Raw genomic sequence first — 24,863 nt, forward strand, 5'->3', positions numbered from 1 at the left:
CGTCAAGGGCCGCCTAGGGCGTGAAGGTGCGGTAGAGAGAGCAACCGGAGTAGTCAGCGCGGACCGCGACTCCATTAAGGACAGTGTCGAACCTCAGCCGCTCCGGCAGCCGTTCGTCCGTGCCGACACGGAAAGTGCCGTCCGGCTGCGGCACGAGTTCGTCAGGCGGACCTCCGGCGACCGATACCCACAGCCGGTCGTCGTGAGCGTAAACGTGCACATTGGACAGCCACGGGTTGTGGCATCGGTAGTGTCCGACGACCTCGGCCCAGCGCGCGGGAGGATCGTCTGGAGCCGGTGGTGCCGGACGTTTTCGTTCTGCCACCACGAATTCGGGCTCGCCGCCGCGCGTCGCGGCGACGAGATGGACGGCCGTCTCCTGCCAGGGTCCGGTGCCATTGGCCAGCACGACCGCCCCGATCCCGGCGTCGACGTCGCACGCGATGGCCGCGTAGTAGCCGATCATGCCGCCGGTGTGCCAGACGTGCGGACGGCCGTCGAACTCGCTCATCAGGACGCCGAGCCCGTACGAGCAGTCTTCCCCTTCGACCTGGATCTCCGGGGTACAGAGGTCTCTCGCCAGCGATCCGCCGCTCATCAGGAACCGCAGCCAGGCCGTCATGTCGCGCGCGGTCGAGACGACGCTGCCGTCCGCGGTGGCGGTCTCGATCCAGGTCGCCGGGACCAGACCGTCTTCGAGGACCGGGACGCGGTCGTCGTAGCGCGGTTCGTAGCCCACCGCGCTTCGGGCGCGGACTTCGTGCGTGATCGCTGGCGCGCTGGCCGACATCCCCAGTTCAGCGAGGAAATCGCCGAGGAGTTCCTGGTACGGCCGCCGGTGAACGGCTTCCAGCACTAGCCCGAGCGCCTTGTAGCCGACGTTCGAATAGTGGAACCAGGTCCCCGGCGGGGTCGTGGCTTCGGTGTCGCGCAGCGCCCAGACCTCGAAGGCGGAGTCGCCGGAGAAGTCCGTGCCCTCGATGATCCCGGCGGTGTGCGACATCAGGTGGCGCAGGGTGATCGGCGCGTGCGCGGACCGGACGGAGAACCACGGCAGATACTCGGTCACTGGGCGGTCCAGATCGACCAGCCCGGCGTCGCGCGCCCGCAGCAGCAGGGCGGCCGTCATGCCTTTGGAGATCGATCCGATCTGGAACAGCGTGTCCTCGGTCGCCGGCCGGGCTGCGGCCAGATCGGCGTGCCCGAACGCGCCGGACACGAGGATCCCGTCGCGGCCGGTGACCGCCATCGAGAGCCCGGCGGCGAAGGACTGTTCGTGCAGCGCGGAGCGGCAGGCTCGGTAAAGCGCCTCCGACCACGGCGAGTCGTCGGGCACGAGCCCGTCAGAATTCCGCACGAAACACCCGCAGGAAGTCCGCCACCCAGCGAAACCGGCTCGCCAGCCGATCGCCAGACCCCAGCACCGAGACCGTCCCGCGCGGGCTTAAGGCCGGATTCCAGCGCCGGAGATCCGCCTCGTCCCGGATCGCGGTCAAGTAAACCGGGTAGGGATACCAGCGTGGCGGCAACACTTTCTTCAACACCTGTGTCGTCCGCGCGGTCAGCGGGGAAACGCCGTCGAAGATCACCGTGCCGGAGGGAAAATGCCCGGTGAGCCGCCGCAGCAGCTGACGCACGTCGTCCTCCGCCAGGTACATCAGCAGCCCCTCGGCGAGGATCAGCGCCGGGCGATCCGCCGGAATCTCCGCCAGCCACCCGGAATCGGTCACCGACGCGGCGAGCATCCGGTAGCCGTCGCCGTCGGCGTACAGCTTCCGGCGCAGCGCCACGACGTCCGGCAGGTCCACGTCGAACCACCGGACGCCGGACGGGCGGTCGAGCCGGAAGGCCCGGCTGTCCATCCCGCAGGCGAGGTGCAGCACGGTCGCGTCCGGGTGCTCACGCAGGAACTCCGCGGCCCACGTGTCGAACTGCCGCGCCCGCAGCGCGACCCCGGTGCGGCTGCGCACGATGGACGGTTTGGCGAGCTTCGCCCAGTCGTAGTCGATCGCCTCGACCGCCTCGGCCGCGAACCGGTCGCCCAGAATGGGCCGCGGGTCGCGGGTGTCCCGCGCGCGGAGGAACAACGTCACGAGCATTGTCGACTGCACACCAGTGAAATCGACCCGTCCTGTCGTCACTGGTTCGATCGTACGCCGATCACCATTGATGCCCCGGCGTCGTTTTCACCGTCTTCATCGCGAACTGCGAATTCGTCCGCGCCACCCCGGGCATCCGGGTCAGCGCGGTCATGTACAGCTGCTCATACGCCGCCATGTCCGCCACCGCGATCTGCATCAGATAGTCCGGCGTGCCGAACATCCGCCGGCACGACACCACGTCCTCCAGGCCCATCGCCGTGTCCTCGAACGCCTCGATGACCTCGCTGCGCTGGTCGGCCATCTCCACGTGCAACAGCACTCCGAGGCCACGGCCGAGCGCCGCCTGGTCGACCGACGCGTGGTAACCCGTGATGACCCCGGCCGCCTCGAGCGCGCGGACCCGGCGCAGACACGGCGACGGCGACAGCCCGACCCGGTCGGCCAGCTCGTTGTTCGGTAGCCGCCCGTCGGCCATGAGGTGGCGGACGATTGCGTGATCCGTCTTATCCATGGCATCCGATGCTAATCGGACGCACCAGAAGCGCAATCTTCAGCATCGGCTGCCTCGCCTTTCGCACTACCGTCGATTCCGGCACTCGATCTCCCGGAAGGCATCCCGTGAACACCCTCGTCCTCTCCCCGGCGGAACGCACTCAAGCCGCCGCCGCGCTGGCCAGTTTCGTTGACAGCTATGAGGAATCCCTGTCGACCCGCCCGATCCTCCCGGACGTCGACCGGGACACGCTGGCCAAGCTGCTCGCCGAGCCGTTTCCGTCGAAAGGCCTTGGCGTAGAAGGGTTCTTCGCCGACTTGCGGGACCGCATCGTGCCCAACTCGACCACCATCGCGCACCCGCGCTTCCTCGCGTACGTACAAGGCCCGCCGAACGGCATCGCGCCCTACGCCGACGCGATTACCGCCGTGCTCAACCAAAATTGCAACTTCTGGCAGCTCTCCCCCGCCGCGAGCGTCGTCGAACGCTCTGTCGTCCAATGGCTCGCCAGCCTGTTCAACCTCGGCCCCGACTCGGGCGGCATCCTGACCAACGGCGGTTCCGGCGCGACCAAGGACGCGATCACCACGGCCCTCGCCGACCGCCGCCCAGATTTCCGTGAGCGCGGCCTGCAATCCGGTGCCCCACCGCTCGTGCTGTACACGTCCGAAGAGGCCCACCGGTGCGTCGACAAGGCAGCCGCGACCCTCGGGCTCGGTCTGGACCACGTCCGGCACATCCCCACCGATGACGCGTTCCGCCTGCGCGTGGACCTCCTCGCCGACGCCATCACCGCCGACCGCGCCGCCGGGCTCGAACCGTTCTGCGTCGTCGCCACCGCCGGCACCGTCACCAGCGGCTCAATCGACCCGATCGATTCCATCGCCGATCTGTGCGCGCGAGAAGACCTTTGGCTGCACGTCGACGGTGCTTATGGCGCGCTCTTCGTCCTCGCCGATTCCGCGCGGGAGACGTTCGCCCCGCTGTCGCGTGCGGACTCCATCGCGCTGGATCCGCACAAAATGCTGTTCACGCCACTCGAAGCCGGTGCACTGGTGGTGAAAGACGCCGCAAAGCTGCGGGCTGCCTTCGCGTTCTCGTCGTCGTATCTGACCGTCGCCGAGGACGACCTGATGCTCGACTTCATGGACTACGGCCCGCAACTTTCGCGCAGCTTCAAGGCGTTGAAGGTGTGGGCCGCGCTGCGGACCTTCGGCGTCGACACCTTCCGCGCCGCCGCCGAACGCTGCCTTGACCTCGCCAACCGCCTCGCCGCCCGCGTCGCCGCCGAACCCGGACTGACGCTGCTGAACCCCGTTGCCCTGACCGCGGTGTGCGTGCGCCTCGACGACCGCCGCGACGAGGAATACCCGGAACTGCTCGCCCAACTCGCCGACGAAGGCACCGCGCTGCTCGGCCCAGCACGGCTGCGCGGCCAGACCGCGATCCGCGCGTGCGTCGCGAACTACCGCACCACCGAGGCCGACATCGACCTCATCGCCGACCGGCTGGCCGCACTGGCCAAACGTCCGTGAAGGACTCCTTGAGGGAATCTGATTCCCTCAAGGAGTCCTTCACGGACCGCTGCTCGAGTCATGGTGCTCGGCCGGTCGGAATCCCGTGGCCGCGCCGCGGTTTCCGCACTCCCGGACCCGGACCGGCACGAGTTCGTCCAGCTGGATCTAGCCGACCGGACGTCGATCCGGCTCGGCACACCGGATCGGCGCGTTCGGCGTGGAGGAGAATGCTCACCCGAAAAATCCCGTTCGACCGCGAGAATTAGCTCTCCGACCAGCACTGTCGGGCACGGGTCGCGTACGCGATGTCCAAGCACGCCACGGAGATCTTCGGCTTCGAACTGCATCGGCGGCTTGCCGAAGTCCGTCGATCGTCGTACATCCCGGCGGAGCGATCGACGCGCTCCGGCCCGGCGCGACCGGTCGTGGCCGCGGTCGCCTCGCCGGATTTGCGCGGCGACGAGTACCTCGGTCCGCATCGGACCGCCGTCGCGGAAGTGCAACAGCCGGTGACGACCAGCCGGGATCCGGAGCTGGGCGCGTGGCTGTGGACGGAGACCGAACGGCTGCTCGGCGGCCGCATCCCGACCGAGCCGCGTCACCCGATCGGGTAGAAAACCTCACGGGGCCGCCGGTTAACCTCCAGCTAGCCTTGAGCCGTGGACGACCCGGCGGTTCTGGACTCCTTGGCCCAGCGGCTGGCCCGGATCGGCGAACGCCAGAACCTCGACCTTCCCGTACCGCTGGGCCGGATCGCGTCACCTGCGAGCAGGTCGCCGAACTCACCCGCGAACTGTGGCTGCGGACCGACGACGAACTCTTCGCCCTCGGCCCACGGGCCCCGCGCGGGCTGTTCCGGCTGGTGGTCCGCTCGGTCGCCCCCGAGCCCGATCTCGAAACCGCCCTGCACCGCCTGGCGGAGGCCGCCGAAGTCCTGCCCGGCATGCCCCGGGTCGTGGTCCGCCCGGCAGGTCCGCTGGTCGAGGTCGACCTCGACGTCAGTCAGCTCGACGATCCCGAGCACGTCGCCGCCGAACTGGTCGCGATCGTCGTCCACCGGCTGCTCGGCTGGCTCCTCGGACAACGCATCGACCTGCGCGAACTCCGCCTGCCCTGGCCGAAACCGGACCACGCCCCACACTACGAACAGTTCTTCGGCCGCCATCCGCGATTCGACGCCGACACCCTGACTCTGGCCTTCGATCGCAAATTCCTGCCCGCCCGGTGATCCGAACTGGCCGGCTTCCTGGCCGACCAGCCGGACGTCTGACTCGCCACCCGCGACTACGGCTCCACCCATGCCGACCGAGTTCCGCACCGTCGTCGAACAAGGCACCGCCACCCCGGACGACATCGCCGACCGGCTCGGGATCAGCACCCAGCACCTGCGCCGGCTGCTGCGCGCCGAGCACACGTCGATCGGCCGGATCCGCGACGCCGTGCGCCGCGACACCGCCATCGCCAGCCTCAGCCGCGGCGACGAATCCATCGAGAAACTGGCGCAGTGCCTGGGTTTTCCGAAGCCAGCGCGTTTCGCCGCGCGTTCCGCCGGTGGACCGGCCGCTCCCCCAGCGACTACCGGGGCGTGAAGGACTCCTTGAAGGAATCTGATTCCCCCAAGGAGTCCTTCACGGACCGTCCTCTCGCCTAGCCCGGCACCTTCAACGCTCGCATCCGCGCATACAACGTCGTCCGCGAAATCCCCAGTGTGCTCGCCGCCCGCACCTTGTTCCCGCCGGCCGACCGCAGCGCCGCGACGATCGCGTTCCGCTCGGCGCGCTCGATCGGAGCCAGCTCGTGCCCAGACGCGTCCGCCACCAGCGCGGGCGGCAGATCCGCCGGGCCGATCGCGCCGGCGGACCGTTTGCGGATCGCCTGGCTCAGCACGCCGCGCAGCTCCGGCAGGTTCCCCGGCCAGTCGTACGAGCCGAGGATCCGCAGCGCGCCCGGCGTGATGTTGTGCGTCCGCGCGGCCCCGAGTTCGGCCAGCATTCGCCTCGCGACCTCGGGAAAGTCCGATCGGTGCGCCAGCGGCAGCAGTTCGACGTTCTCCCCGCACGACGCGATCAGCGCCCGTTCCGGCCCGGTCAGCCCCTCGCGCGGGCCGGTGGTCAGCACGAGATGCGGGCCGACTCCGCGCGCGGCGTGCGTGGCGACCAGGTCGACCAGTTCGGCAGGCAGCAGATCGACGCCGTCCACGCAGATGCTGCCCGTCCCGGTCTCGACGGCGGCGGTGAACCGCTCGGCCCAGGCCGCTGATCCGCCGAGCACCGCTTCCGCGCCGGTCAACGTGACGCACGGTTCTTCGGGCACTCGCAGCCGCGCCTCGGTGGTGCGGCCGGTTCCGGGCGGGCCCGAGATGTGCACGTGTCCGGCCATCGGACCAGGCACAACGGCACCGCGACGACGCGTCCGCCGGGCCTCGTCCGCACTCAGCGGGCGGATTTCGACCAGTACTCCGCCGCGCGCGCCGGGCACCGGTTCGGCCCGGACCCGCGCGCGCTGGCCGGAACGCAGTTCAGTCTCCATTTCGGACGGTCCGGCCGCCTCGCCCGCCAGATTCCACAGCAGCGCGACGTCCGCGCCTTCCAGCAGGTCCGCGGCGGCCTGGTTGCACAGCAACAGGTCCGGGCCGATCGCGACCACCGGCCGGGTCGGCCGCGACGTCGACTGGAACGCGGCCAGCAGCGACCGTTCGGACACCCGGCTGCCCTCCAGCAGCTGCCGTTCGATCTCCTCGACGGCCTTCGCGACCAGCGGCGCGAGCAGCGGATTGGCCTCGGCGGCCAGCAGCGTGATGTCGAGCGCGCCCTCCAGCCTGCGGGTGACCGGATGGAAGATCGGGTGCCCGTAACAGCTGAACCCGCGCAGCGCCTCGGCGTAGTGCTCTTCCCCGTGCACGACGATGCTCGACCGGGTTTCCAGCGCGGTGCCCGGTCCGGTGGTGCCGACCTCGTCCTCCAGCAGGCAGGCACCGACCCCGATGCCCAGCTGCTCGAAACAGTCTTCGGCGGCCCGGTCGGCGCTCCACCGGTGCACGAGCCTGCCGTCGTGGTCGACGAGCACAGTGGACATCGCGGTGCCGGCGAGGCGTTCGTCGAGGTCTTCCAGCACCGGGGTGGCCGCCGACATCAGCTTGCTGGCCGGGTCGAACTCGTCGAACCGCAGGTCGAGGAGCGCGGTTTCGGGGCGCACCCCGGCGAGCGAGGCCCGCCGCCAGGACTGGGCGATCGGTTCCCGCAGCTCCACGCTTCGCGAGGACGTCATCGAACTCACGCGGATCTCCACCTCCGTTGGTGACGCGCAGCAGGATAACCATCGCTCTCCGCTGCCGCTGTACAGAACTTGAACACTCAGCCCCGCTTTCACCCGGCAAGGTGGTCCCCCACCACCACCCGCGTGCACGTGTGGCCTTCCGGCACGCGGTCCTTACCTCGAAAGGGGAATCAGCGTGACTCTCAGTCACTCCGAGCCGGACACCGGGAAGGAGCGCGCGGGCGTTTCCCGGCGCGGGTTCCTCGGGTACGTCGTCGCGGCCGGAACCCTCGTCGTCGCCGCGGACGTCGGCCTCGCCAGCCCGGCCGCGGCCTCCGTGCCGTCCGCTCCGCAGCCTCCCGAGCTGTACGACCTCAACGACGCGCTCACCGACGCCGGGCTCCCGACGTCGCAGCTGATCACCGTCACCATCAACAAGGACGGCAGCGCCTCGTTCGAAATCCCGCGCGCCGAGGTCGGGCAGGGCATCACCACCTCGACCGCGATGATCATCGCCGAGGAGCTGGACCTGCCGGTCGAGAAGGTGCACGTCTCGCTCGCCCCGGCGCGTCCGGAACTGCTGTTCAACCAGCTCACCGGCGGGTCGAACACCACGGTTTCGACCTACACGCCGATCCGCGTCGCCGCCGCGATCGCCAAGCAGCAGCTGCTCGAAGCGGCGGCCATCCTGCTCGGCGGGACGGCGGAGCGGTTCATCGTCAAGGGCGGCGTCGTCACCGCGCCGGACGGCAAGTCCGCGACCTACGGCGAACTCGCGACGAAGGCCGCGTCCAGCACCACCAAGCAGGTGCAGCTGGATCCGAGCAAGCTCAAGGGCTCCAGCGAGTTCAAGGTGCTCGGCAAGCCGCAGACCCGGCTCGACGCGCTCGACGTCGTGACCGGCAAGAAGCAGTTCGCGATGGACCTGGACATCCCCGGCGCGCTGCCGACGATGATCTGCCGCCCGCCGACGCTCAACGGCAAGCCGAAAGCCGTGCGCAACAAGGCCGACGTGCTGAAGCTGCCCGGGGTCACCGACGTCGCGATCATCCCGACCGGGGTCGCGGTCCGCGCGGAAACGTTCGGCCAGTGCATCGACGGCGTGCGCGCGCTGCAGGTCGACTGGGGCCCCGGCAGCGTCGAGGGCGAGAACGACGAATCCGTGCTCGCCAACCTGCGCCGGGCCGAGCTTCCGCTGGCCGTGCCGAAGGTTCCGGTGCTGGCCAAGACGGTCGAGGCGGATTTCGAGTTCATGTTCCGCTCGAGCGCCGCGCTGGAGCCGTACTGCGCGGTCGCCGACGTCCGCGACGGCAGCGCCGAGATCTGGGCCGGGCTGAAGTCGCCGATCGTCGCGCAGGGCGAGGTCGCGCAGGCGGTCGGGCTGCCTCAGGGCAAGGTGAAGGTGCACGTCGTCACCGGCGGCGGTTCCTTCGGGCACAAGCTGTTCGGCAACCACGCCGTCGAGGCGGCACAGGCGTCGAAGGCGTTCGGCAAGCCGGTGCGGCTCATGTGGCACCGCGCCGACGAACCGCGCCAGGGCCGGCTGCACCCGATGGCGACGTCGCGGATGCGGGCCACCGTGCTCGCCGGTCAGGTGCTCACGTTCGAGCAGCGGCACACCTCGGTCGAGACGTCGTTCCGGCACGGGCTCGGCGAAATGCTCACCTCGGTCGCCACGAAACTGCCGACCGGACTGGGCAACCTCGGTGTCGCCGAGGCGGTTTTCGTGCTGAGCCAGGAAATGCCGTACAACTTCGGCGTCGTCGACCAGACGCTCACCGAAACCGACCAGCGGTTCAACACCGGCTCGATGCGCAACGTCTACTCGCCCGACGTCGGCTGCGCGAACGAGCTGATGGTGGACATCCTCGCCAAGGCGATGGGCAAGGACCCGCTGGACTTCCGGCTGGAATACCTCAAGAACGACAAGGTGAAGGGCGTGCTGCGGAAGGTCGCCGAGGTCGGCGGCTGGGGCAAGAAGATGGCCCCGGGCACCGCGCAGGGCATCGCGATCCACAAGGAGTACAAGGGCGCGAGCGCCTGCCTGGTGGAAATCGACTGCCGCCCGGAGACGGTGAACCGCAAGATCCGCGACGGCGTCGGCGGCCCGCGCGTGACCAAGGCGGTCATCGCCATCGACGCCGGGCTGGTGATCAACCCGCGCGGCCTCGAAGCGCAGATGATGGGCTGCTTCTCCGATGGGCTGGCGCTGGCGCTCACCAGCAGCGTCCACCTGAAGGACGGGCACTTCCTGGAAGCCAGCTGGGACAACTACTTCTACACCCGGCAGTGGAACATCCCGCACGACTTCACCGCGATCGCGATGCCGTCCAACGGCGAGCAGCCCGGTGGCGGCGGCGAGGCGGGCGTGGCCTGTTCCGTCGCGGCCGTCGCGTGCGCGTACGCCCGCGCGACCGGGAAGGTCCCGAAGCGGTTCCCGATCAACCACGACGACCCGATCGGTTTCGAGGTCAAGTCGTTCGTTCCGCCCGTTCCCGAGTCGCCGACCGACGGCCTCGACTGGACCTTCTGAGGAGCACGCCACCGATGAGCAAGCACACCTTCATCCTCAACGGGAAGCCGGTGTCCGTCGACGTCGACGACAATGTGCGGCTGCTGTGGGTCCTGCGCGACGTGCTCGGGGTCCGCGGGCCGAAGTACGGCTGCGGCATCAACGTGTGCAAGGCCTGCACGTCGCACTTCAACGGCAAGGCGTTCAACCCGTGTTCGGTGCGGGTCGCCGACATCAAGGCCACCGACGAGATCACCACGATCGAGGGCCTGCCGGACACGGTGAAGGCCGACCTGCACCCGATGCAGGAGGCCTGGCTGGAGAACGACGTCGCGCAGTGCGGCTACTGCCAGCCCGGCCAGATCATGGCGGCGGTCGCGAAGGTCAAGGAGGCCAAGGCGAAGGGCCGCGAGATCAACGACGCCGACCTGGACGAGATCCGCAACGTCTGCCGTTGCGGGACGTACTCCCGGATCCGCGAGGCGATCAAGGCGGGGGCGGCGAAGATGTAAGACGTCGTGAGTGTTGGTCCCGGTTAGAACCGGGATCAACACTCACGACCACCCCACCCACCAGCAACATCCCCACTCCGATCAACTGCCCCGCCCCCAGCTCCTGGCCCAGCAACACCCACGCGAGCACCGCGGCTACGAGCGGTTCGGCCAGCGCCAGCACCCCGGCGAGCGCCACCGGCAACCCGCCAAGCGCGTGCAGCCCCGCCAAGTACGGCAACACCGTGCCGAACACGGCCAGAACCCCCAGCGCCAACCAGACCGGAACCGTTGCGGTGCCTAGCGTTACCGGACCAGAAGCCGCTTCCAGGGTCCACAATGGACTAACAGCGATCGTCGCCACCGCGCCGATCGTCAGTCCGGCGGCGGTCATCCCCAGTGGATCGTGCCGCCGCGCACCGCGTTCGCCGAGCAGGAAGTACCCGGCGGAACAGACCGCCGACGCCAATCCGGCCGCGATGCCGAGGACGTCCAGCTTCACCCCTGGCCCGAGCCCGGCGATCAGCACCAGCCCGGCGATCGCCAGCGCGATTCCCAGCCACACCCGCGCGGCCAGCCGCGTTCGCCGGACGACGCGCACCCACAGCGCGACCAGCACCGGCGACAGATTCACCAGCACCATCGCCACCGCGACCGGAACCCGGGACACCGCGACGAAGAAGAACAGTTGCACACCCGCGACCCCGAGCAGCCCGTACCCGAGCGGCAGCCACAGCTCGTCACGCCGGAACCGCAGCGCCCGCGGCCGCAGCAGCGCGACGCCCGGTGCCAGCAGGACCGCAGCCAGCCCGATCCGGACCGCGGTGACCGCGGCCGGACTCCAGCCCGCGTCGAGCACCGCCTTGGCGAGCGGTCCGGAACTCGCGAACAGCGTCCAGGAGAGCAGGCTCAGTCCGGTCGCCCGCGCGGTAGTGCCATGGTCGGCCACGTCGGCATTCTGTGTCCCGGCCCCGCGCGCCGGCCACCGGTTTTCCGAGTGCGACGCAGGCCACATTCCGGGTTGTCACATCCGGCGGGCGGCCGGCATCTCATGGGCATCCGCTTCACCACACTGGAGGATCTGATGAGTGCACGGTTCGACATGATGAACAACGACCTCGGCAAGTCGCTCGGCAAGCGGTTCGCCGGGCTGAGCATGCTGCTGCACAACACGCCGCTGCCGAAGTCGACGCAGGAACTGGTTTCGCTGCGGGCCAGCCAGATCAACGGCTGCGGTTTCTGCACCGACATGCACACCAAGGACGCCACCGCGGCCGGCGAGACCACGGAACGGCTCCACCTGGTGGCCGCGTGGCGCGAAGCGACCGTGTTCACCCCCGCCGAACGAGCCGCACTCGCGCTGACCGAGGAGGCCACCCGCATCGCGGACCGCGGCGTGGTTTCGGACGAGGCGTGGGCGCAGGCGCGCGAACACTACGACGACGACCAGCTCGCCGCTCTGGTCTGCCTGATCGGCTTGATCAACGCGGCCAACCGGATGAACGTCATCGTGCGCACCCCGGCCGGGCTGTACCAGCCGGGCCAGTTCGCCAACGCCAGCTGAGGAGAAACACGGGACGCCGCCGAGCAACGGTGGGACTCGGCGGCGACCCGTGCGTTCCCCGACACGGGGTGACCCGTGCGTTTTGGTGGGCTGAGTCCACTTTCGCCTGGAGTTGGCGGGTGGGCAACGGGCTGGTTTTCAGATAGTGATAACGGCTCAGACTGCCAGCGCACGGGATACCCGCCGAGCGGTGCGGTGCAAGGACTGCAGCGGCGCCGACCCCAGCCGTCGCGCGGGCAGCGAGACCGCGACCGCGCCCAGGACTCCCGGAGCGCGGACTGGCGTCGCCACGCAGGCCGTGCCGAGCAGGTATTCCTCGCGGTCGCGGAAGACGTCGCCGCACCGCACCAACATCTGTTCCAGAACCTGTCGGTCGGTAATGGTGTGCGGCGTGAGATCCGCTAGCCGGTGCCGCGACAGGTAATCCCGGCGGCCGTCGCTGTCGAGGCCGGACAGGATGCACTTGCCGAACGCTGTCGCGTGGGCTGACTCGTGCACGCCGACCCACAGGTCGACCGACGGGGCGGCGGGGCTGTCGGCGATGTCGATGAGTTTGATGTCGCCGTCGGAGTACAGCGAAAGGTAGGCCGCGCCGCGCATTTCGTCGCGCAATGCGCGCAGCGCCGGGCGGGTTCGGGGCAGGAACGCGTGCAGCGTCGTGCGCTGGCACAGTTCGCTGACCTGGTCGCCCAGTGCGTACCCGTCGTCGAGTTTGCGGAGATAGCCCTCGTGGACCAGGGTGCGCAGCAGGTGATACGTCGTGGGCAGCGGCAGCCCGACGCTCCGTGCGAGCACCTTGGCCGGCACCGGACGTTCGCTCGCGCCGACCGCGTCGAGCAGGTGCAGTGCGCGTCGCACGGACCCGATCAAGGTTGGCTCGGCCGTCATCCCGGTCACCTCCGCCCCGCGTACTCCAGGATGCGCTTCCCGGTCTGACCTGGGCAAGGGCAGTTCCGCCAGGCGGATCACGGGTGTCCGCAGAAGGTCCTTTCCGCGGCGAACGGGTCCGGCGGGACGGTCACTCCGGTGCGGTGCACGGCACCGGTCAGATTGGCCCAGAACCGGCCCGGCGACATCGGTTCCCGGACCGAGTGCTGGATTTCCGCCAGGTCACCGCAACTCAGCGCGTGCCGGGCGGCGGCGACCTGGTCCGCGGTCACGTCGGCGCGCACCGCGAAGTTGCCGGGGCTGGGGATCGGTGCCGCGGGGTCCGCGTAATCCGCGAGCAGCCAGGCGTTGCTCAACGGTTTCGAGTGCCCCGGTTTCACCGTCGGGAACTCGAATCGCGCGCCGATCGGGTTGGCCAGGCCCCAGAAATCGACCACGCCGTCGTCCACCGGTGACATGACCCCGGTCGTCCCCAGGTAAATCCCGACGATCATCGAGTTGGACGGGACGTCCGGGCGCAGCCGCGTCGTGACGATCTGCGATTGCGGGCCTTCGTAAGTCAGCATGCCCGGTCTGGCGGCGTCTTTGAGGTACTGCATCCGCCAGGTGAAGTCCGCGGATTCAGTGGGCCACGTCTGGCCGGTCCACGCGTGGTAATAGCCGCGCTCATCGTCGATGAGTTTGCTGTCCTGCGGGATGAACTGACCGACGCTGCCGCAGGCAATCGCCCACGCCAGCAGGACAACGGCGGCCGCGCGGGTTTTTCTCGACGCCGGGAGCACGAGTACCGGCAGCATCAGCAGGAAGAAGATCGGCAGGGCCATGCGCGCGTGCATGTAGTCGCCGCCGACCTTCAGCAGGTAGCCCAGCGACAGCACACCGGCGACGACCGGGGTGAGGGTGAGGACCAGGTCGGTGCGCCGCCGCAGTACTCCGGCCAGCAGGACCGTGCAGAGCGCCAGCGGCAGCCACAGCAGATACGGGGTTCCGAAGTCGCCGACGTACTCGAATCCCCTTGCCCAGAAGGATTCGCTCGCGTTTTTGGTGAGCGCGGGCATCGGCACGAGGATTCCGTAGAAGCCCATGCGGAAGATCTCGTAGCCGACCGGCAACGCGCCGGCGGCGACGACCGCGACTGTGGTGACTCGCCAGTTTGGCTTTGCCACCAACCACAACGCGGCCAGGAACACCGCGGCGACCAGAGCTTGTTCCGGACGGACCAGCGGCCCCAACCCCATCGCGAACGCCGCGGCGACCACTGATTTGGGTGACCGGCTCTCGCGCGACCGCACGAGCAGCCACCAGCACAGCGCCATCCAGAATGTGTTGAGCCCGGTTTCCAGCCCGGACGTCGCGTACTGCCACACCGGCCGGACGCCCAGCAGCACGAGAACGCCGCACGGCACCATCGCCGCGACGTGCCCGCCGTGCAGCCGGCTCGTCGCGCTCACCGCGAACCCGAACCCGGCTGCGGTGAGCAGGAGGCCGAGCATCCAGGACAGCGTCGAGGTGTCCGACTGGCCGAACACGAACCCGGCGAACGCGAGCAGCCACTGCCACAGCGTGCTGGTCGAGGCTTCGGCCCGTTCGCCGAGGTTGTAGACCGGGCCGTTCCCGGCGAGAATCTGCTCGACGATTCTGGTGAAAATCAGCGCGTCGTCGCAAATCCAGCGGGTGAGGTAGCCGAGAATGGCGATCAGCGCTACGGAACCGATGGTTATCCACCGGTTTCTTCTTCGATTTCCGGAGAAGGAAAAGGGATGTTTTACGGCGCGCGGAAGCGCCCTGGGCATAGTGTCCATGAAAATCCCTTGTTAAGAGATTCGGCGGTAATCGGCGATTCCGGCGACAACCAGTGCCACGATGCCGGAGCCGAGGAGGGAGATCTGCAACAGGTCCACCAGCATGAAGCCGGGTGCGGCCATGGTGGCCCTGAGCACGAGCGGCTGAATCAGCACCAGCGCGCAGCACGCCGCGAGCGAGAACGACCACGCGGGCGTGCGGCGCCGGAACGCGAAATAAACCGGGATGATCAGCACGGCCGCCCACGCGTACCAGGACAGCCCCCGCAGTTCGACTTCACCGGAGAAACCGAAATAGAACGCCGAAGCCACGACAGCGGCGAGCGCGAGCCACCATTTCCTCGCGACCGGCAGGGGCGCGCCGACGTGGAATCCGACGACCATCAGCAGCAACGGCAGCCATTGCGGGATGAAATAGCCCAGGAGATCCGGGCTGAAACTGAAAGAATACCGGCGCAGGAACGCGGCGAACCCCGCGACCAGCACCACCCCGGCAATCACCCGCGCGGCCCGGCGCCGTCCGGCGAGGAGGAACGCGAGAGGCACCAGCACCGCGGCGACCAGCGCGAGGTCTCGCCAGAGGTAGTGCGCCGCCTGCGCCATCGCGGGCTCGGCATGGCTGCCGAGCAACTCCGGATAGCTGATCGCGGCGGACAACTCGTACCCGGCGGCGAGGACGCCCTTCATCACGCCCCAGAGCAGGCCGAGCAACGCGACGAGCCGCACCGTGTCGCCGAACGCGACCACACGAGCCGGGGCCGAGCCCGCGGCAAGCCGGGCGCGCAGACCCAGCCCCAGCATCGCGAGCAGTTCGCGGCCTTCTTCGAGGCGGCCGCCGTCCCGCGCGTCGAGCAACGCGCCGACCATCTCGTCCTCGCGGTCGGCGCGGTACCAGCGAGGGAGCAACCGCACCATCCGTCGGTAGTGGAGTTCGGGCGCGGTCATGCGCTGGCCCCCGTTCTCTGGACGAGCGGGCGGAGGGCGGGGCGGAGATGGCGGGGTGGGGGTTCCGCGGGCCGACGCCGCCATAGCCTCGAAACCACCGCCCCGCAACGCATCTGCCGAGACCGCCCGACGACCACGCTGCCCGGCCCGGCGAACCGGTACCGGTGAGACCGCGACGCCCCGCCCTCCACTCTCGCGGCGACCGCACGGCCACCAGGACCGGCGAAGTGGCGACGACGGGACGGAAATTCCGCGGGCCGCCGATGCTGTGACTCTGAAACCGCGGCCACGCCCGGCACCCGCCGAAACCGCCCGGCAACCGCGCCGCCCGGCCCGGAGAACTGGTGAGAGCGGGACGCCCCGCCCTCCGCCCTCGCGGCGAGCACACGGCCACCAAGACCCGCAGACCGACAACAGCACAACCGAAACCCTGAGCCCCACCCTCCGCTCTCGCAGCGAGTGCACGGCCGCGGCGATGGCAGGGCGGAAGCCCCACGGGCCGAGGACGGCACGGCCCTGAAACCACCGCCCCGCACCTGTCGAGACCGCCCGGCAACCGGGCCGGAGAACCGGCACCCACGAGACCGCAACCCCACGCCCACGGTCATGCCCCGCCCTCCGCGCGCAGCGTCCAGCCTCGTGCTCGCAGCACCGAGTCCGCGGCCGCGGCGTTTGCCGCCAGTCGGCGGGACTGTTCGGCCAGGGTACGGACGCCCAGGTCAGTCAGCCGGTAGTAGCGGCGGAGCCTGCCCTGGTGGACCTCCTCCTTGTCCCGTTCCGCCCAGCCGTCGGCCACCAGCCGGTCCAGTACGCCGTACAGCGTGCCGACTCGCAGCCGGACCCGGTTCTCGGACAGGGTTTCGACGGCTTGGACGATGCCGTAGCCGTGCTTGGGCTCGTCGGCCAACGCGGTGAGGATCAGGAAGACCTGCTCCGACATGCCTCGTTCGGTCACCCCTCCACATATATCACATCACGATATATGCTGGCGGCCGAATCAAGAGGCGACGGCGGTCCCTTCCAGCTCGACCAGCAGGGTGGGGATGGCCAGCCGAGTCACGCCGAGCATGGTGGTCGACGGGGCGACGTCTGCCGCGCCCAAGCGGGCCGCCAGCACGCCGTAGTGCTGGAAAAGCAGGTCCACGTCGGTGGTGTAGACGTTGAGCCGGACCAGGTTCTCCAGCGACATCCCGGCTTCGGCGAGCACCGCTTCCAGGTTGTCGAGGCTCAGCGCCAGCTGCTTGGCCATGTCCCCGGCGTGCTGGGGTTCGCCCTCCCCGCTCATCGCGGTCTGCCCGGAGCAGTACAGGGTCCGGACCGGTCCGGACACCAGTTCGCCCTGGTTGTAACCCATCGCCGTCGACCACGCCCACGGGTTGACAGTCGTTCTCTCCACCACTTGCTCCGTTCGCGTTTTCAGCAGTACGCGAAGCAGCTTGGCAAGCAATACACGACATCCTGTGTCGTGTATTCGGTAGAGTTTCCGGCATGCGCGCCGACCGGTTGGTTTCGCTGGTCCTGTTGCTGCGCCAGCGCGGCCGGCTGTCGGCGGCCACCCTCGCCCGCGAGCTGGAGGTGTCCACTCGCACCGTGCTGCGCGACATCGACGCGCTGTCCGCGGCGGGCGTCCCGGTCTACGCCGAGCGTGGGCGGAACGGCGGTTTCGCGCTCCTGCCGGGGTTTCAGACCGAACTCACCGGGTTGAACCACGACGAGGCGCTCGCGCTGCTGGTCGCCGGATCGCGACGCGGCGCGCAGGCGTTCGGCCTCGGTTCGGCGCTCGCGTCGGCGATGCTCAAAGTGGTCGACGCGCTGCCGGAAAGCCATCGGACCACCGCCGCGGGCGTGGCCGAGCGGCTGCTCATCGATCCGGAGATCGACCTTCTTTCCCGCCGCGCGGTCGCCGAGGAAGTGCCGAACGCCGTGGTGGCCGAGATCCGGCGCGCGGTGTTCGCCGGACATCAGGTGCGCATCCGGTACCAGGCGGTGAACCAGACGCCGAAATGGCGCACGGTGCATCCCATCGGGCTGGTCACGGTGCGGGAGCAGGGGTATTTGCTGGCCACTCGCGACGGTGAAGACCGGACTTACCGGTTGTCCCGGGTGTCGGCCGCCGAAGAACTCGACGAACCCGCGCAGCGGCCCGATCGAGTGGACTTGGGCCGGGCTTGGCAGGAACGCAGCACGCGCTTCCGGACCGGCGGCGATCAGATCGCCGTGCTGATGCGGGTTCGCCCTACGCGACGGGAAGAACTGGCCCGCACGGCGCTCGCCATCCACGCCGAGGAACCCGCGCCGGACGGGTGGCTTCGGCTGGAGGCGACCTTCCAGGATTCGCGGCACGCCGAATGGGCGCTGTGGCAGCTCGCCGGAGGCGCGGAAGTCCTTGCCCCGCAAGCATTGCGCACCGCGCTGCATGAGCGTGCCGCTGCGCTCGCGACCGCCTACGAGGGGCCCGCCTGAACCCTCGTCCCCCACCTTCCGTAGTTGTGCGAATACCTACTCGCTGGTAAGTTACCCGCCAGTCGTGATCCACTTCATGGTTCAAAGGGGAGTCATGATCCGGAAACCCGTCCGTGCGCTGATCGCCGCCGCCGCTCTCGCGATCACGTCCGCCGTCGCGCTGCCCGCCGCGGCCTCGGCCGATTCCTTCTACAGCTACGACGGCAGCACGCCGCTCTCGTCGTACGCGCCGGGCACCGTCCTCAAGACCCGGACGCTGACCTATCACGTCTTCGGCTTCCCGACGCCGGTCCAGGCCACCCAGTTGCTCTACCGGACCACCGGCGCACAGGGCCAGCCGACCGCGAATGTCACCTCCGTCGTCCGCAATCCCTTGGGCGGCAACGGGAAAGCCATCTCGTACCAGTCCGCCTACGATTCGCTCGACCCCGAGGACGCGCCGTCGCGCGCGATCGCGGGCGACGTCCGGCTCGGCGGGATGCTGCCGAACGCCGAGTCGCTGCTCATCGCGCCCGCCCTCGCGCTCGGCTACAGCGTCGTCATCCCGGACACCGAGGGCCCGACCGCCGATTTCGCCGCCGGTCCGGAGTACGGGCAGACCACTTTGGACTCCATCCGCGCCGCGACGCACGCGTCCGGCACCGGAATGACCGAGGCCACCAAGCTCGGCCTCCTCGGCTATTCCGGCGGCGCGATCGCGACCGGCTGGGCGTCGGCCATCGCGGGAAGTTACGCGCCGGACGTGGAGAAGAACCTCGTCGGCTTCGCCGAGGGCGGGGTGCTCGTCGATCCCGCGCACAACCTCAAGTACGTCGGCGGCAGCCCGGTCTGGTCCGGCGTCATCCCGATGGCACTGATCGGCGTCGCGCGCGGCTTCGGCATCGACCTCAAGCCGTACGCCAGCGAATACGGCCTCAAGGTGCTCGCCGAACTCGACCACGCGTCGATCGCCAACGCGCTCGGCCGCTATCCCGGGCTGACCTGGCAGAAACTGGTCAAGCCGGAGTACGCGAACCCGAATTCGGTGCCGCCGTTCGTCGACGCGGTCAACAAGGTGAACATCGGCTCGGCGGCGACGCCCTCGATTCCCGCGTTCATCGCGCAGGCCAGCAACGGTGCGCTGGAAGGCACCGTGAGCAACCTGCCGGGCATCGGCGGCGGAGACGGCGTTATGGTGGCCGGCGACGTCCGCGCGCTCGCGAATCAGTACTGCGACACCGGAAACACCTCGGTCAAGTACACGCAGTACGACGCGCTCAGCCACGCCACCGCGGTCCCGGTCTGGGCTCCGGCCGCGATCGCCTGGCTCGGCGACCGGTTCGCGGGCAAGGCCGCGCCGTCCAGCTGCGGGCAGATCCCGCCGGGGAACTCGCTGGAACCGGAGCAGCACACCGGCTCGTGACCGGGCAACGGTTCGGCGACGAAAAGCCTGCGACTGCGTCACCGTCGTCGCCGAACCGCCCGGTCCGCCCGCACACTGACCGCATCCGCCCGGCCTGCCCCGGGACCTCGACCGCCACGGCCTCGTGGCGGATTCCCCAGGCAGGCGCGTCATGAACACTTCTCACTTCCGCCGGATCGCGGTGGCGGCCGGAATCCTGCTGCTGGCCGCATGCAGCGGTCCGGCCGTCGTCCCGGCTCCGGGCACGAGCGCACCGTCAGCCGCTCCGTCAGCCACCACGGCTCCGTCAGCGACCACGGCCGCCAAGAACGCCACCGTCGCTCCGTCCTCTTCGGACCGCCCGGCCCCGCCCTGCGGCTCAACCCGGAATTGGGGCACCGGCACCAAAGAAAGCCCCGGCTCGACCACCAACGCGCTGTACCTGGTCACCGTCAGCCGACACGGTTGCTATGACGAAGTCGTGTTCACCATCAACGGGGCAGCCGCCGCCGGATTCACCGTGCGGTACGTGCCCCTCGTGACCGCTGACCCGTCCGGGAAACCGTTGCCAGTAGCCGGAAACGCGGTCCTGCAGGCGGTGATCCGCGCGCCCGCGCAGGGTTACGACGACAGCGGTCACCAACCTGGCCGCGTACTCGCCCAAACCGGCGACTACCTCGCGCAGCCAACGGGCTGGCCGTCCTTGCGCGCGGTCCGGTTCGCGGGTTCCTTCGAGGGCCAGAGCACCTTCGCGATCGGCGTCCGGGAGCGGGTGCCGTTCCGGGTGAGCAGCCAGGAAGCGCCTGCCGACCAGCTCCGCCGGGTGATCGTCGACCTCGCCCATTAAGGAGGTCAGCGAACGAAACCCGCGAGCCGGTCGAGCTGGCGCAGCACGTCGCCGGGATCCTCGTCGTCCGCAAGCTCGAACAGCACCCGATCGACCCCTGCCTCCGCGTAGTCGTCGAGCTTCTCCGGATCAGCCCCGTACAACGTCACCGGGACATGGCGGCCCGCCCGCTCGCGCAGTTCCGTGATCCGGGTGCGCAGGAAGTCGATCGGGTACAGCGGCAGCGGGAGCCAGCCGTCGCCGTGGCTGAGCACCCGGTCCAGCACCTTCACCCCCACCCCGGCGATCAGGACGGGCAGCCGCCGCGCCGGTTTGGGCCAGGACCAGATCGGGTCGAAGTCGACGAATTCGCCGTGGAACTCGGGTTCGTCCTCGGTCCAGATCGTCCGGACGGCGGCGACGTGTTCGAGCATGCGCGCGATCGGACGAGCCGGGTCGACGCCGTGGTTGGCCATCTCCTCGACGTTCCAGCCGGGGCCGGCCCCGAGTTCGAACCGGCCGCCGGACAGCAGGTCGACGCTCGCCGCCTGCTTCGCCAGGGTGATCGGATGGTGCTGGCTGACCAGGGAAACCGCAGTGCCGAGGCCGATCCGCTGGGTGGTGGCGGCGATCGCGGCGAGCGCGCTGAACGGGTCGAAGGTGTGCGAGTAGTGCCGGGGCAGCGGCTGCGGTTCGGCCGCGCCCACCGGGTACGGAGTGAGCCGGCTGGCCGGGATGTGCGTGTGTTCGGTGAGGAACAGCGAGCCGAAGCCGCGCTCCTCCACCGCCTGTCCGAGCCGCACGGGGGCGATGCCGTAGTCGGTGAGGAAGGTGACGATTCCGTGGTCCATGCGCACCACCGTAGCCTAAATGTCAGTCGACTGACATTTAGCTCGAAAATGCTAGCGTGACGAGGTGGAGCCCAGGACCGGACGAGCCGACGCCCAGCACAACCGGCGCGCCATCCTCGCGGCCGCGCGGACGGCCGTCCAGGACAGCGGCGAGGTCTGGCTCGACAAGATCGCGCAGGCCGCGGGGGTCAGCGCGCGCACGCTCTACCGGCATTTCCCGACCAAGGACGACCTGCTGACCGCGGTGCTCGAGGACTACTTCGCCGAACAAGCGGAGCCGCTCCGCGAGCGCGCGGCCGCCGAGCCCGATCCGCGCCGGGCGCTGGAACTCGTGCTGGCGAGCGGGGTCACCGCGTTCCGCGAACATCCGGGAATCCTCGCGCTGGTCAACGGCAACGCCCTGGCCGCCGAGATCGCCGGGCGGCAGTTGGGAGCGTTCGTCGAGGTGCTGTCCCGTGCGCAGGAATCCGGTGCGGTGCGCGCGGACCTGACCCTCGAGGATCTCCCCTGTCTGATCACCATGGTCACCGCGGTCGCGGGGACGACTTGGCCTCGCTATCTCGCGTTGTTGCTGGACGGTCTTTCTCCCGCTGCCGCCAGCGCTCCGCTGCCGAGCCTCCGCTAGCGGTTCGCCTCGGCACGGGCCGGGGAGAACCGTGAAGGAACACCGCGGGACTCGGAGTCCAATGTCAGGGACTTAAGCGGTGCGTGTTCGCCCAGGCCGAAAGAGGTGACTTCACCGAGGTGGGTGGGTGCGGGCGGGGCCGGGACAGGCGACGGGCCGGGTGCGCGGTCCGTGAAGGACTCCTTGAGGGAATCTGATTCCCTCAAGGGACCCCTCACAGACCGCAAACCCGCCCCGGCCCAGGCCGACACACCTCAACTGCACCCCATAGCCGCCTAAGCCCTGGCATTGGGGCTCAGAGTCCGTGAAGGACTCCCGCACGGAGCACCCCGCCCGCAGAAATCCTTGCCCGCGCGAAATGCCCCTGCCCGCCACAACGGCAGACAGGGGCATTTCACCTACCAGCTAACGAATCAGCCGTCCGAATCGGCCGACGGGATGAACGCGCCCGGCACCTGATCGGGAGCGAAGATCCGGTCCTCGCCCGGATACGGCTGGGTCCACCCGTGCACCTGGTACCACGTGAAGTGGTCCATCTGCGCGGGGTTGGCGTAGTCCGCGGTGGCGTTCGGGCCGGTCAGCCGTTGCTGCGACTGCCATTGCCGCCACTGCTGCGCCAGCTGCTGCTTGTCCGCGGGCACCGCCGCCGAAGCCGCCGCGGTGGACGGGGTCGGGACGTCGTCCGTGCCGCACGACGGCGGGGTCTTGAGGCCCGCGGTCAGCGACGTCTGGTTCGGCACCGCGGTGAACGGCGTGGTGTCCGGCTTCGGCGTGAACGCGGTCGCCATCGGGGTGGCCGCGCTGTCCTTCTGGTTCATCGGGTGGATCCCGAGGATCTGCTCGATGGTGCGGATCATGGTGATCTGCGAGTAGTACCGGCTGTCGGTGACGCCGCGCTGGGCGTACGGGCTGATGATCTGCACCGGGGCCCGGTGCCCGTCGACGTGGTCCAGTCCGGCCTGGGAATCGTCCTCGACCACGAAGATCGCCGAGTCCTTCCAGTACGGGCTGTGCGAGATCTTGTCGACGATCTTGCCGACGGCCAGGTCGTTGTCGGCGACCTGCGCGGCCGGGCTCGGCGGGCCGCCGGTGTGGTCGCTCGACAGCCAGAACATGTTCAGGTCCGCCGGGCCGTTCTTCTCGAAGTCGTTCTTCCAGATCTCGTACCGGTACTGGTCCGGCACGTCGGTGTCGAACTTCGGGAAGCCCGGCACCGAAACGCTGTTCAGCGACGGGATCGGCGACGACGAGACCAGCGGGTACGCGGTCGGCTGGCCGGTCGCGGCCATGTTCTTCGAGTCGCAGTACAGGTTCTGCCAGCTCGCGCCCGCGGGCTTGGTGAGGAACTGGTGGAACTCGCCGAAGTCGCGGACGGTCTTTCCCGCCGCCTGCGCCCCGGTCCACAGGAAGCCGCTGCGCTGGTGGCCCAGCGCGTCGTCCTCGGTGTCGTAGCTGCGCTTGTACTCGCCTGCCGACGACTCGGTGTACTCCGGGTTGTCCGCCTGCATCAGCCAGTTGTGGCCCTCGGCCGAGTTCGTGCCGATGTCGTAGGTGTTGTCGTACAGCCCGAACTGGTCGGCCAGCGCGTGCTGATTCGGCGTGACGGCCTGGCCGAACTGCGCGAGCGCCGGGTTGCCGTTGCCCTTCTTCATGTCGCCGAAGAGCTGATCGTACGTCCGGTTTTCCTTGACCAGCAAGAAAACGTGCTTGATCGTGGACGGATCGCCGAGCCGCTGCGGCACCGGAACCGGCTTGACGGGGCGATTGGCCTTCTGCACCGAGCCCGGCGTCCAGCCGTTCTGCTTGAACACCTGACGGGTCTGCGTCCACGTCTGCCAGTCGGTCGGCAGGGTGAAGCGCTGCAGGCTCGACGTGGTGTCGTGCGTGGCGTGGCCGGCCGCGGTGGTCGGGCGGCGGGCGTCGATGCCGCGGGTGTTGGCGACCAGGATGTTGTTGCCGGAGGCGGAAATTCCGGACGGGAAGTAGTCCGTCGGCAGCAGCCCGATGAACGCGGCCGGGGCCTGCGGGAACCAGTAGCGGTAGACCGCGACGGCGTTCGCCCGGCCGAGGGTCACCAGGAGGTGGCCGTCGTCGGTGAGCGCGATGTCGGTCGGCTCGTAGCCGACGGTCGCTTCCGGCCACGGCTGTGTCGCGATGGTTTGCACCACGACGTTCCGCTTGGTGTCGATCACCGAAACGCTGTCGCCGCCGGTGTTCGCCACGAACAGGGTGTTGTTCTTGGCGCGCAACGCGGTCGGGTGCAGGCCGACGTCGATGCTCTGCACCGGAGCGGCCGGGTTCGCCAGGTCGATCACGCTGACCGTGCCGGTGGTGGCGGCCGCGGTCTTCGGGTCGGCGACGATGTCGGTGCCGTACGAGTTGATCGTGGTGTCACCCGGTTTGGCCGCGCGGCCGCCCTCGTTGCTGACGTAGATCCGGTTGCCGATCTGGACCAGCGCGCGCGGCGCGTTGCCGACGGTCCAGCTCTGCTTGATCTGGCCGCTGGCCGCGTCGATCGCGACGACGCGGTTCTGGCCGTTCACCGCGGAGTACACAGTGGACCCGTCGGGCGAGAAGATCGCGCCCGCGGCAAGGGAATGCTTCGCCCCGTCAGCCGGGATCGCGACCCAGGTGGGGTTCGCGACGGTGCCGTCCGGCTTCACGTCGAACTTGCGGTAGCCGTCGATCTGGCCCAGCCACAGCGTTTTGCCGTCCGGCGAGTACGACGGACCTTCCTGCCCGACGTCGTTGCCGGGCAGTTGCAGGTCGGCTTTCTTGTCCTTGCCGACGAGCTGCTGCACCTTCCAGCTCTTCAGGTCCACAATGGTCAGTGCGATGCCGCCGTCGGCGGTCAGCGCGGCGAGGTGGCTGCCGTCCGGGCTGACCGCCGAGGACATGATCTTGCCGTTCGGGACGACCAGCCGTTCGCCGATCGGCTTGAGGTACTGGTCGCTGGAGATGGTCAGGCCGTTTTCGGTTTCCTGGCCGACCTGGTCGGTGCCGAACTGCTTGGTGGAGGCGAGGCCGATGCCCGAGCCCGCCGCGACAAGGGCGACCGCGGTCGCGCCCGCCGTGACGAAGCGCAGCCTGCGGGATCCACGCTGGACGCTCTTCCCGCCACGCCTGCGACGGCGCGTTACTTGCATGT

General features: G+C 69.2%; 23 protein-coding genes. 11 read left to right on the forward strand and 12 right to left on the reverse strand.

What is annotated here, in order from left to right; genetic code table 11:
- Nucleotides 1-13 precede the first annotated feature (13 nt).
- The 3 genes from RPX00_RS01790 to RPX00_RS01800 are packed head-to-tail and all read right to left on the reverse strand — an operon-like array spanning nt 14 to nt 2,613.
- Nucleotides 14-1,357 (reverse strand): serine hydrolase domain-containing protein, encoded by a 1,344-nt coding sequence (locus tag RPX00_RS01790; protein ID WP_406636806.1) that lies wholly within the window; start codon nt 1,355-1,357, stop codon nt 14-16.
- On the reverse strand, nt 1,344-2,141 hold the full coding sequence (locus tag RPX00_RS01795; protein ID WP_406636808.1) for a class I SAM-dependent methyltransferase: 798 nt from the start codon (nt 2,139-2,141) through the stop codon (nt 1,344-1,346). Before RPX00_RS01795 ends, RPX00_RS01790 begins: the two co-directional genes overlap by 14 nt.
- A gap of 19 nt (nt 2,142-2,160) precedes the next feature.
- Nucleotides 2,161-2,613 carry an Lrp/AsnC family transcriptional regulator gene (locus tag RPX00_RS01800; protein WP_406636810.1) on the reverse strand — a complete coding sequence of 151 codons (453 nt, stop codon included), beginning with the start codon at nt 2,611-2,613 and terminating at the stop codon, nt 2,161-2,163.
- A 107-nt stretch (nt 2,614-2,720) separates the two neighbouring features.
- Here RPX00_RS01800 and RPX00_RS01805 point away from each other — a divergent pair, with 107 nt between their 5' ends.
- The 4 genes from RPX00_RS01805 to RPX00_RS01820 all read left to right on the forward strand — a co-directional run bounded on the left by RPX00_RS01805 (nt 2,721) and on the right by RPX00_RS01820 (nt 5,701).
- Nucleotides 2,721-4,130: a pyridoxal phosphate-dependent decarboxylase family protein gene (locus RPX00_RS01805; protein WP_406636812.1), complete on the forward strand. Its 1,410-nt coding sequence runs from the start codon at nt 2,721-2,723 to the stop codon at nt 4,128-4,130.
- Between the two features lie 287 nt (nt 4,131-4,417).
- Nucleotides 4,418-4,726 carry a hypothetical protein gene (locus tag RPX00_RS01810; RefSeq protein WP_406636814.1) on the forward strand — a complete coding sequence of 103 codons (309 nt, stop codon included), beginning with the start codon at nt 4,418-4,420 and terminating at the stop codon, nt 4,724-4,726.
- Nucleotides 4,727-4,764: 38 nt separating this feature from the next.
- On the forward strand, nt 4,765-5,340 hold the full coding sequence (locus RPX00_RS01815) for an AraC family transcriptional regulator ligand-binding domain-containing protein (RefSeq protein WP_406636816.1): 576 nt from the start codon (nt 4,765-4,767) through the stop codon (nt 5,338-5,340).
- Between the two features lie 70 nt (nt 5,341-5,410).
- A complete protein-coding gene (locus tag RPX00_RS01820; protein WP_406636818.1) occupies nt 5,411-5,701 on the forward strand; it encodes a helix-turn-helix domain-containing protein in 291 nt (96 codons plus the stop codon).
- A 58-nt stretch (nt 5,702-5,759) separates the two neighbouring features.
- Here the strand turns inward: RPX00_RS01820 and RPX00_RS01825 are convergent, their stop codons facing one another.
- A complete protein-coding gene (locus RPX00_RS01825) occupies nt 5,760-7,379 on the reverse strand; it encodes a sigma-54-dependent Fis family transcriptional regulator (RefSeq protein ID WP_406642728.1) in 1,620 nt (539 codons plus the stop codon).
- A 184-nt stretch (nt 7,380-7,563) separates the two neighbouring features.
- On the opposite strand from RPX00_RS01825, the gene RPX00_RS01830 reads away from it, so the two are divergent.
- Together RPX00_RS01830 and RPX00_RS01835 are read left to right on the forward strand one after the other, a co-directional pair.
- Nucleotides 7,564-9,900, forward strand: a complete 2,337-nt coding sequence (locus RPX00_RS01830) for a molybdopterin cofactor-binding domain-containing protein (RefSeq protein WP_406636820.1) — start codon at nt 7,564-7,566, stop codon at nt 9,898-9,900.
- A 14-nt stretch (nt 9,901-9,914) separates the two neighbouring features.
- On the forward strand, nt 9,915-10,391 hold the full coding sequence (locus RPX00_RS01835; RefSeq protein WP_037817840.1) for a (2Fe-2S)-binding protein: 477 nt from the start codon (nt 9,915-9,917) through the stop codon (nt 10,389-10,391).
- Here the strand turns inward: RPX00_RS01835 and RPX00_RS01840 are convergent.
- A complete protein-coding gene (locus RPX00_RS01840) occupies nt 10,366-11,319 on the reverse strand; it encodes an EamA family transporter (protein ID WP_406636822.1) in 954 nt (317 codons plus the stop codon). The genes RPX00_RS01835 and RPX00_RS01840 overlap by 26 nt on opposite strands.
- A 135-nt stretch (nt 11,320-11,454) precedes the next feature.
- On the opposite strand from RPX00_RS01840, the gene RPX00_RS01845 reads away from it, so the two are divergent.
- Nucleotides 11,455-11,934, forward strand: a complete 480-nt coding sequence (locus RPX00_RS01845) for a carboxymuconolactone decarboxylase family protein (protein ID WP_406636824.1) — start codon at nt 11,455-11,457, stop codon at nt 11,932-11,934.
- Nucleotides 11,935-12,090: 156 nt separating this feature from the next.
- Here the strand turns inward: RPX00_RS01845 and RPX00_RS01850 are convergent, their stop codons facing one another.
- From RPX00_RS01850 to RPX00_RS01870, 5 genes are all read right to left on the reverse strand, one after another.
- Complete coding sequence (locus RPX00_RS01850) at nt 12,091-12,822, reverse strand: IclR family transcriptional regulator (protein WP_406636826.1); 732 nt, start codon at nt 12,820-12,822, stop codon at nt 12,091-12,093.
- 77 nt (nt 12,823-12,899) lie between these two features.
- Nucleotides 12,900-14,624: a hypothetical protein gene (locus tag RPX00_RS01855; RefSeq protein ID WP_406636828.1), complete on the reverse strand. Its 1,725-nt coding sequence runs from the start codon at nt 14,622-14,624 to the stop codon at nt 12,900-12,902.
- A 12-nt stretch (nt 14,625-14,636) separates the two neighbouring features.
- Complete coding sequence (locus tag RPX00_RS01860) at nt 14,637-15,569, reverse strand: hypothetical protein (protein WP_406636830.1); 933 nt, start codon at nt 15,567-15,569, stop codon at nt 14,637-14,639.
- A 604-nt stretch (nt 15,570-16,173) separates the two neighbouring features.
- A complete protein-coding gene (locus RPX00_RS01865) occupies nt 16,174-16,509 on the reverse strand; it encodes a PadR family transcriptional regulator (protein ID WP_406636832.1) in 336 nt (111 codons plus the stop codon).
- Between the two features lie 57 nt (nt 16,510-16,566).
- Nucleotides 16,567-16,965, reverse strand: coding sequence for a RidA family protein (locus RPX00_RS01870; RefSeq protein WP_406636834.1), 399 nt, complete (start codon nt 16,963-16,965; stop codon nt 16,567-16,569).
- A 92-nt stretch (nt 16,966-17,057) separates the two neighbouring features.
- Here RPX00_RS01870 and RPX00_RS01875 point away from each other — a divergent pair, with 92 nt between their 5' ends.
- The 3 genes from RPX00_RS01875 to RPX00_RS01885 all read left to right on the forward strand — a co-directional run bounded on the left by RPX00_RS01875 (nt 17,058) and on the right by RPX00_RS01885 (nt 20,260).
- On the forward strand, nt 17,058-18,032 hold the full coding sequence (locus RPX00_RS01875) for a helix-turn-helix transcriptional regulator (protein WP_406636836.1): 975 nt from the start codon (nt 17,058-17,060) through the stop codon (nt 18,030-18,032).
- A 94-nt stretch (nt 18,033-18,126) separates the two neighbouring features.
- Nucleotides 18,127-19,434 carry a lipase family protein gene (locus RPX00_RS01880; RefSeq protein ID WP_406636838.1) on the forward strand — a complete coding sequence of 436 codons (1,308 nt, stop codon included), beginning with the start codon at nt 18,127-18,129 and terminating at the stop codon, nt 19,432-19,434.
- A 151-nt stretch (nt 19,435-19,585) separates the two neighbouring features.
- Complete coding sequence (locus tag RPX00_RS01885; protein ID WP_406636840.1) at nt 19,586-20,260, forward strand: hypothetical protein; 675 nt, start codon at nt 19,586-19,588, stop codon at nt 20,258-20,260.
- Nucleotides 20,261-20,265: 5 nt separating this feature from the next.
- On the opposite strand, the gene RPX00_RS01890 is transcribed toward RPX00_RS01885, so the two are convergent.
- Nucleotides 20,266-21,090, reverse strand: coding sequence for an LLM class F420-dependent oxidoreductase (locus RPX00_RS01890; protein WP_406636842.1), 825 nt, complete (start codon nt 21,088-21,090; stop codon nt 20,266-20,268).
- Nucleotides 21,091-21,154: 64 nt separating this feature from the next.
- On the opposite strand from RPX00_RS01890, the gene RPX00_RS01895 reads away from it, so the two are divergent.
- Nucleotides 21,155-21,715, forward strand: a complete 561-nt coding sequence (locus RPX00_RS01895; RefSeq protein ID WP_406636844.1) for a TetR/AcrR family transcriptional regulator — start codon at nt 21,155-21,157, stop codon at nt 21,713-21,715.
- A gap of 413 nt (nt 21,716-22,128) precedes the next feature.
- Here the strand turns inward: RPX00_RS01895 and RPX00_RS01900 are convergent, their stop codons facing one another.
- A complete protein-coding gene (locus tag RPX00_RS01900; RefSeq protein WP_406636846.1) occupies nt 22,129-24,861 on the reverse strand; it encodes a bifunctional YncE family protein/alkaline phosphatase family protein in 2,733 nt (910 codons plus the stop codon).
- Nucleotides 24,862-24,863: the final 2 nt, after the last annotated feature.

This window comes from Amycolatopsis sp. WGS_07 (genome assembly GCF_045278895.1).
Taxonomy (GTDB): Bacteria; Actinomycetota; Actinomycetes; order Mycobacteriales; family Pseudonocardiaceae; genus Amycolatopsis.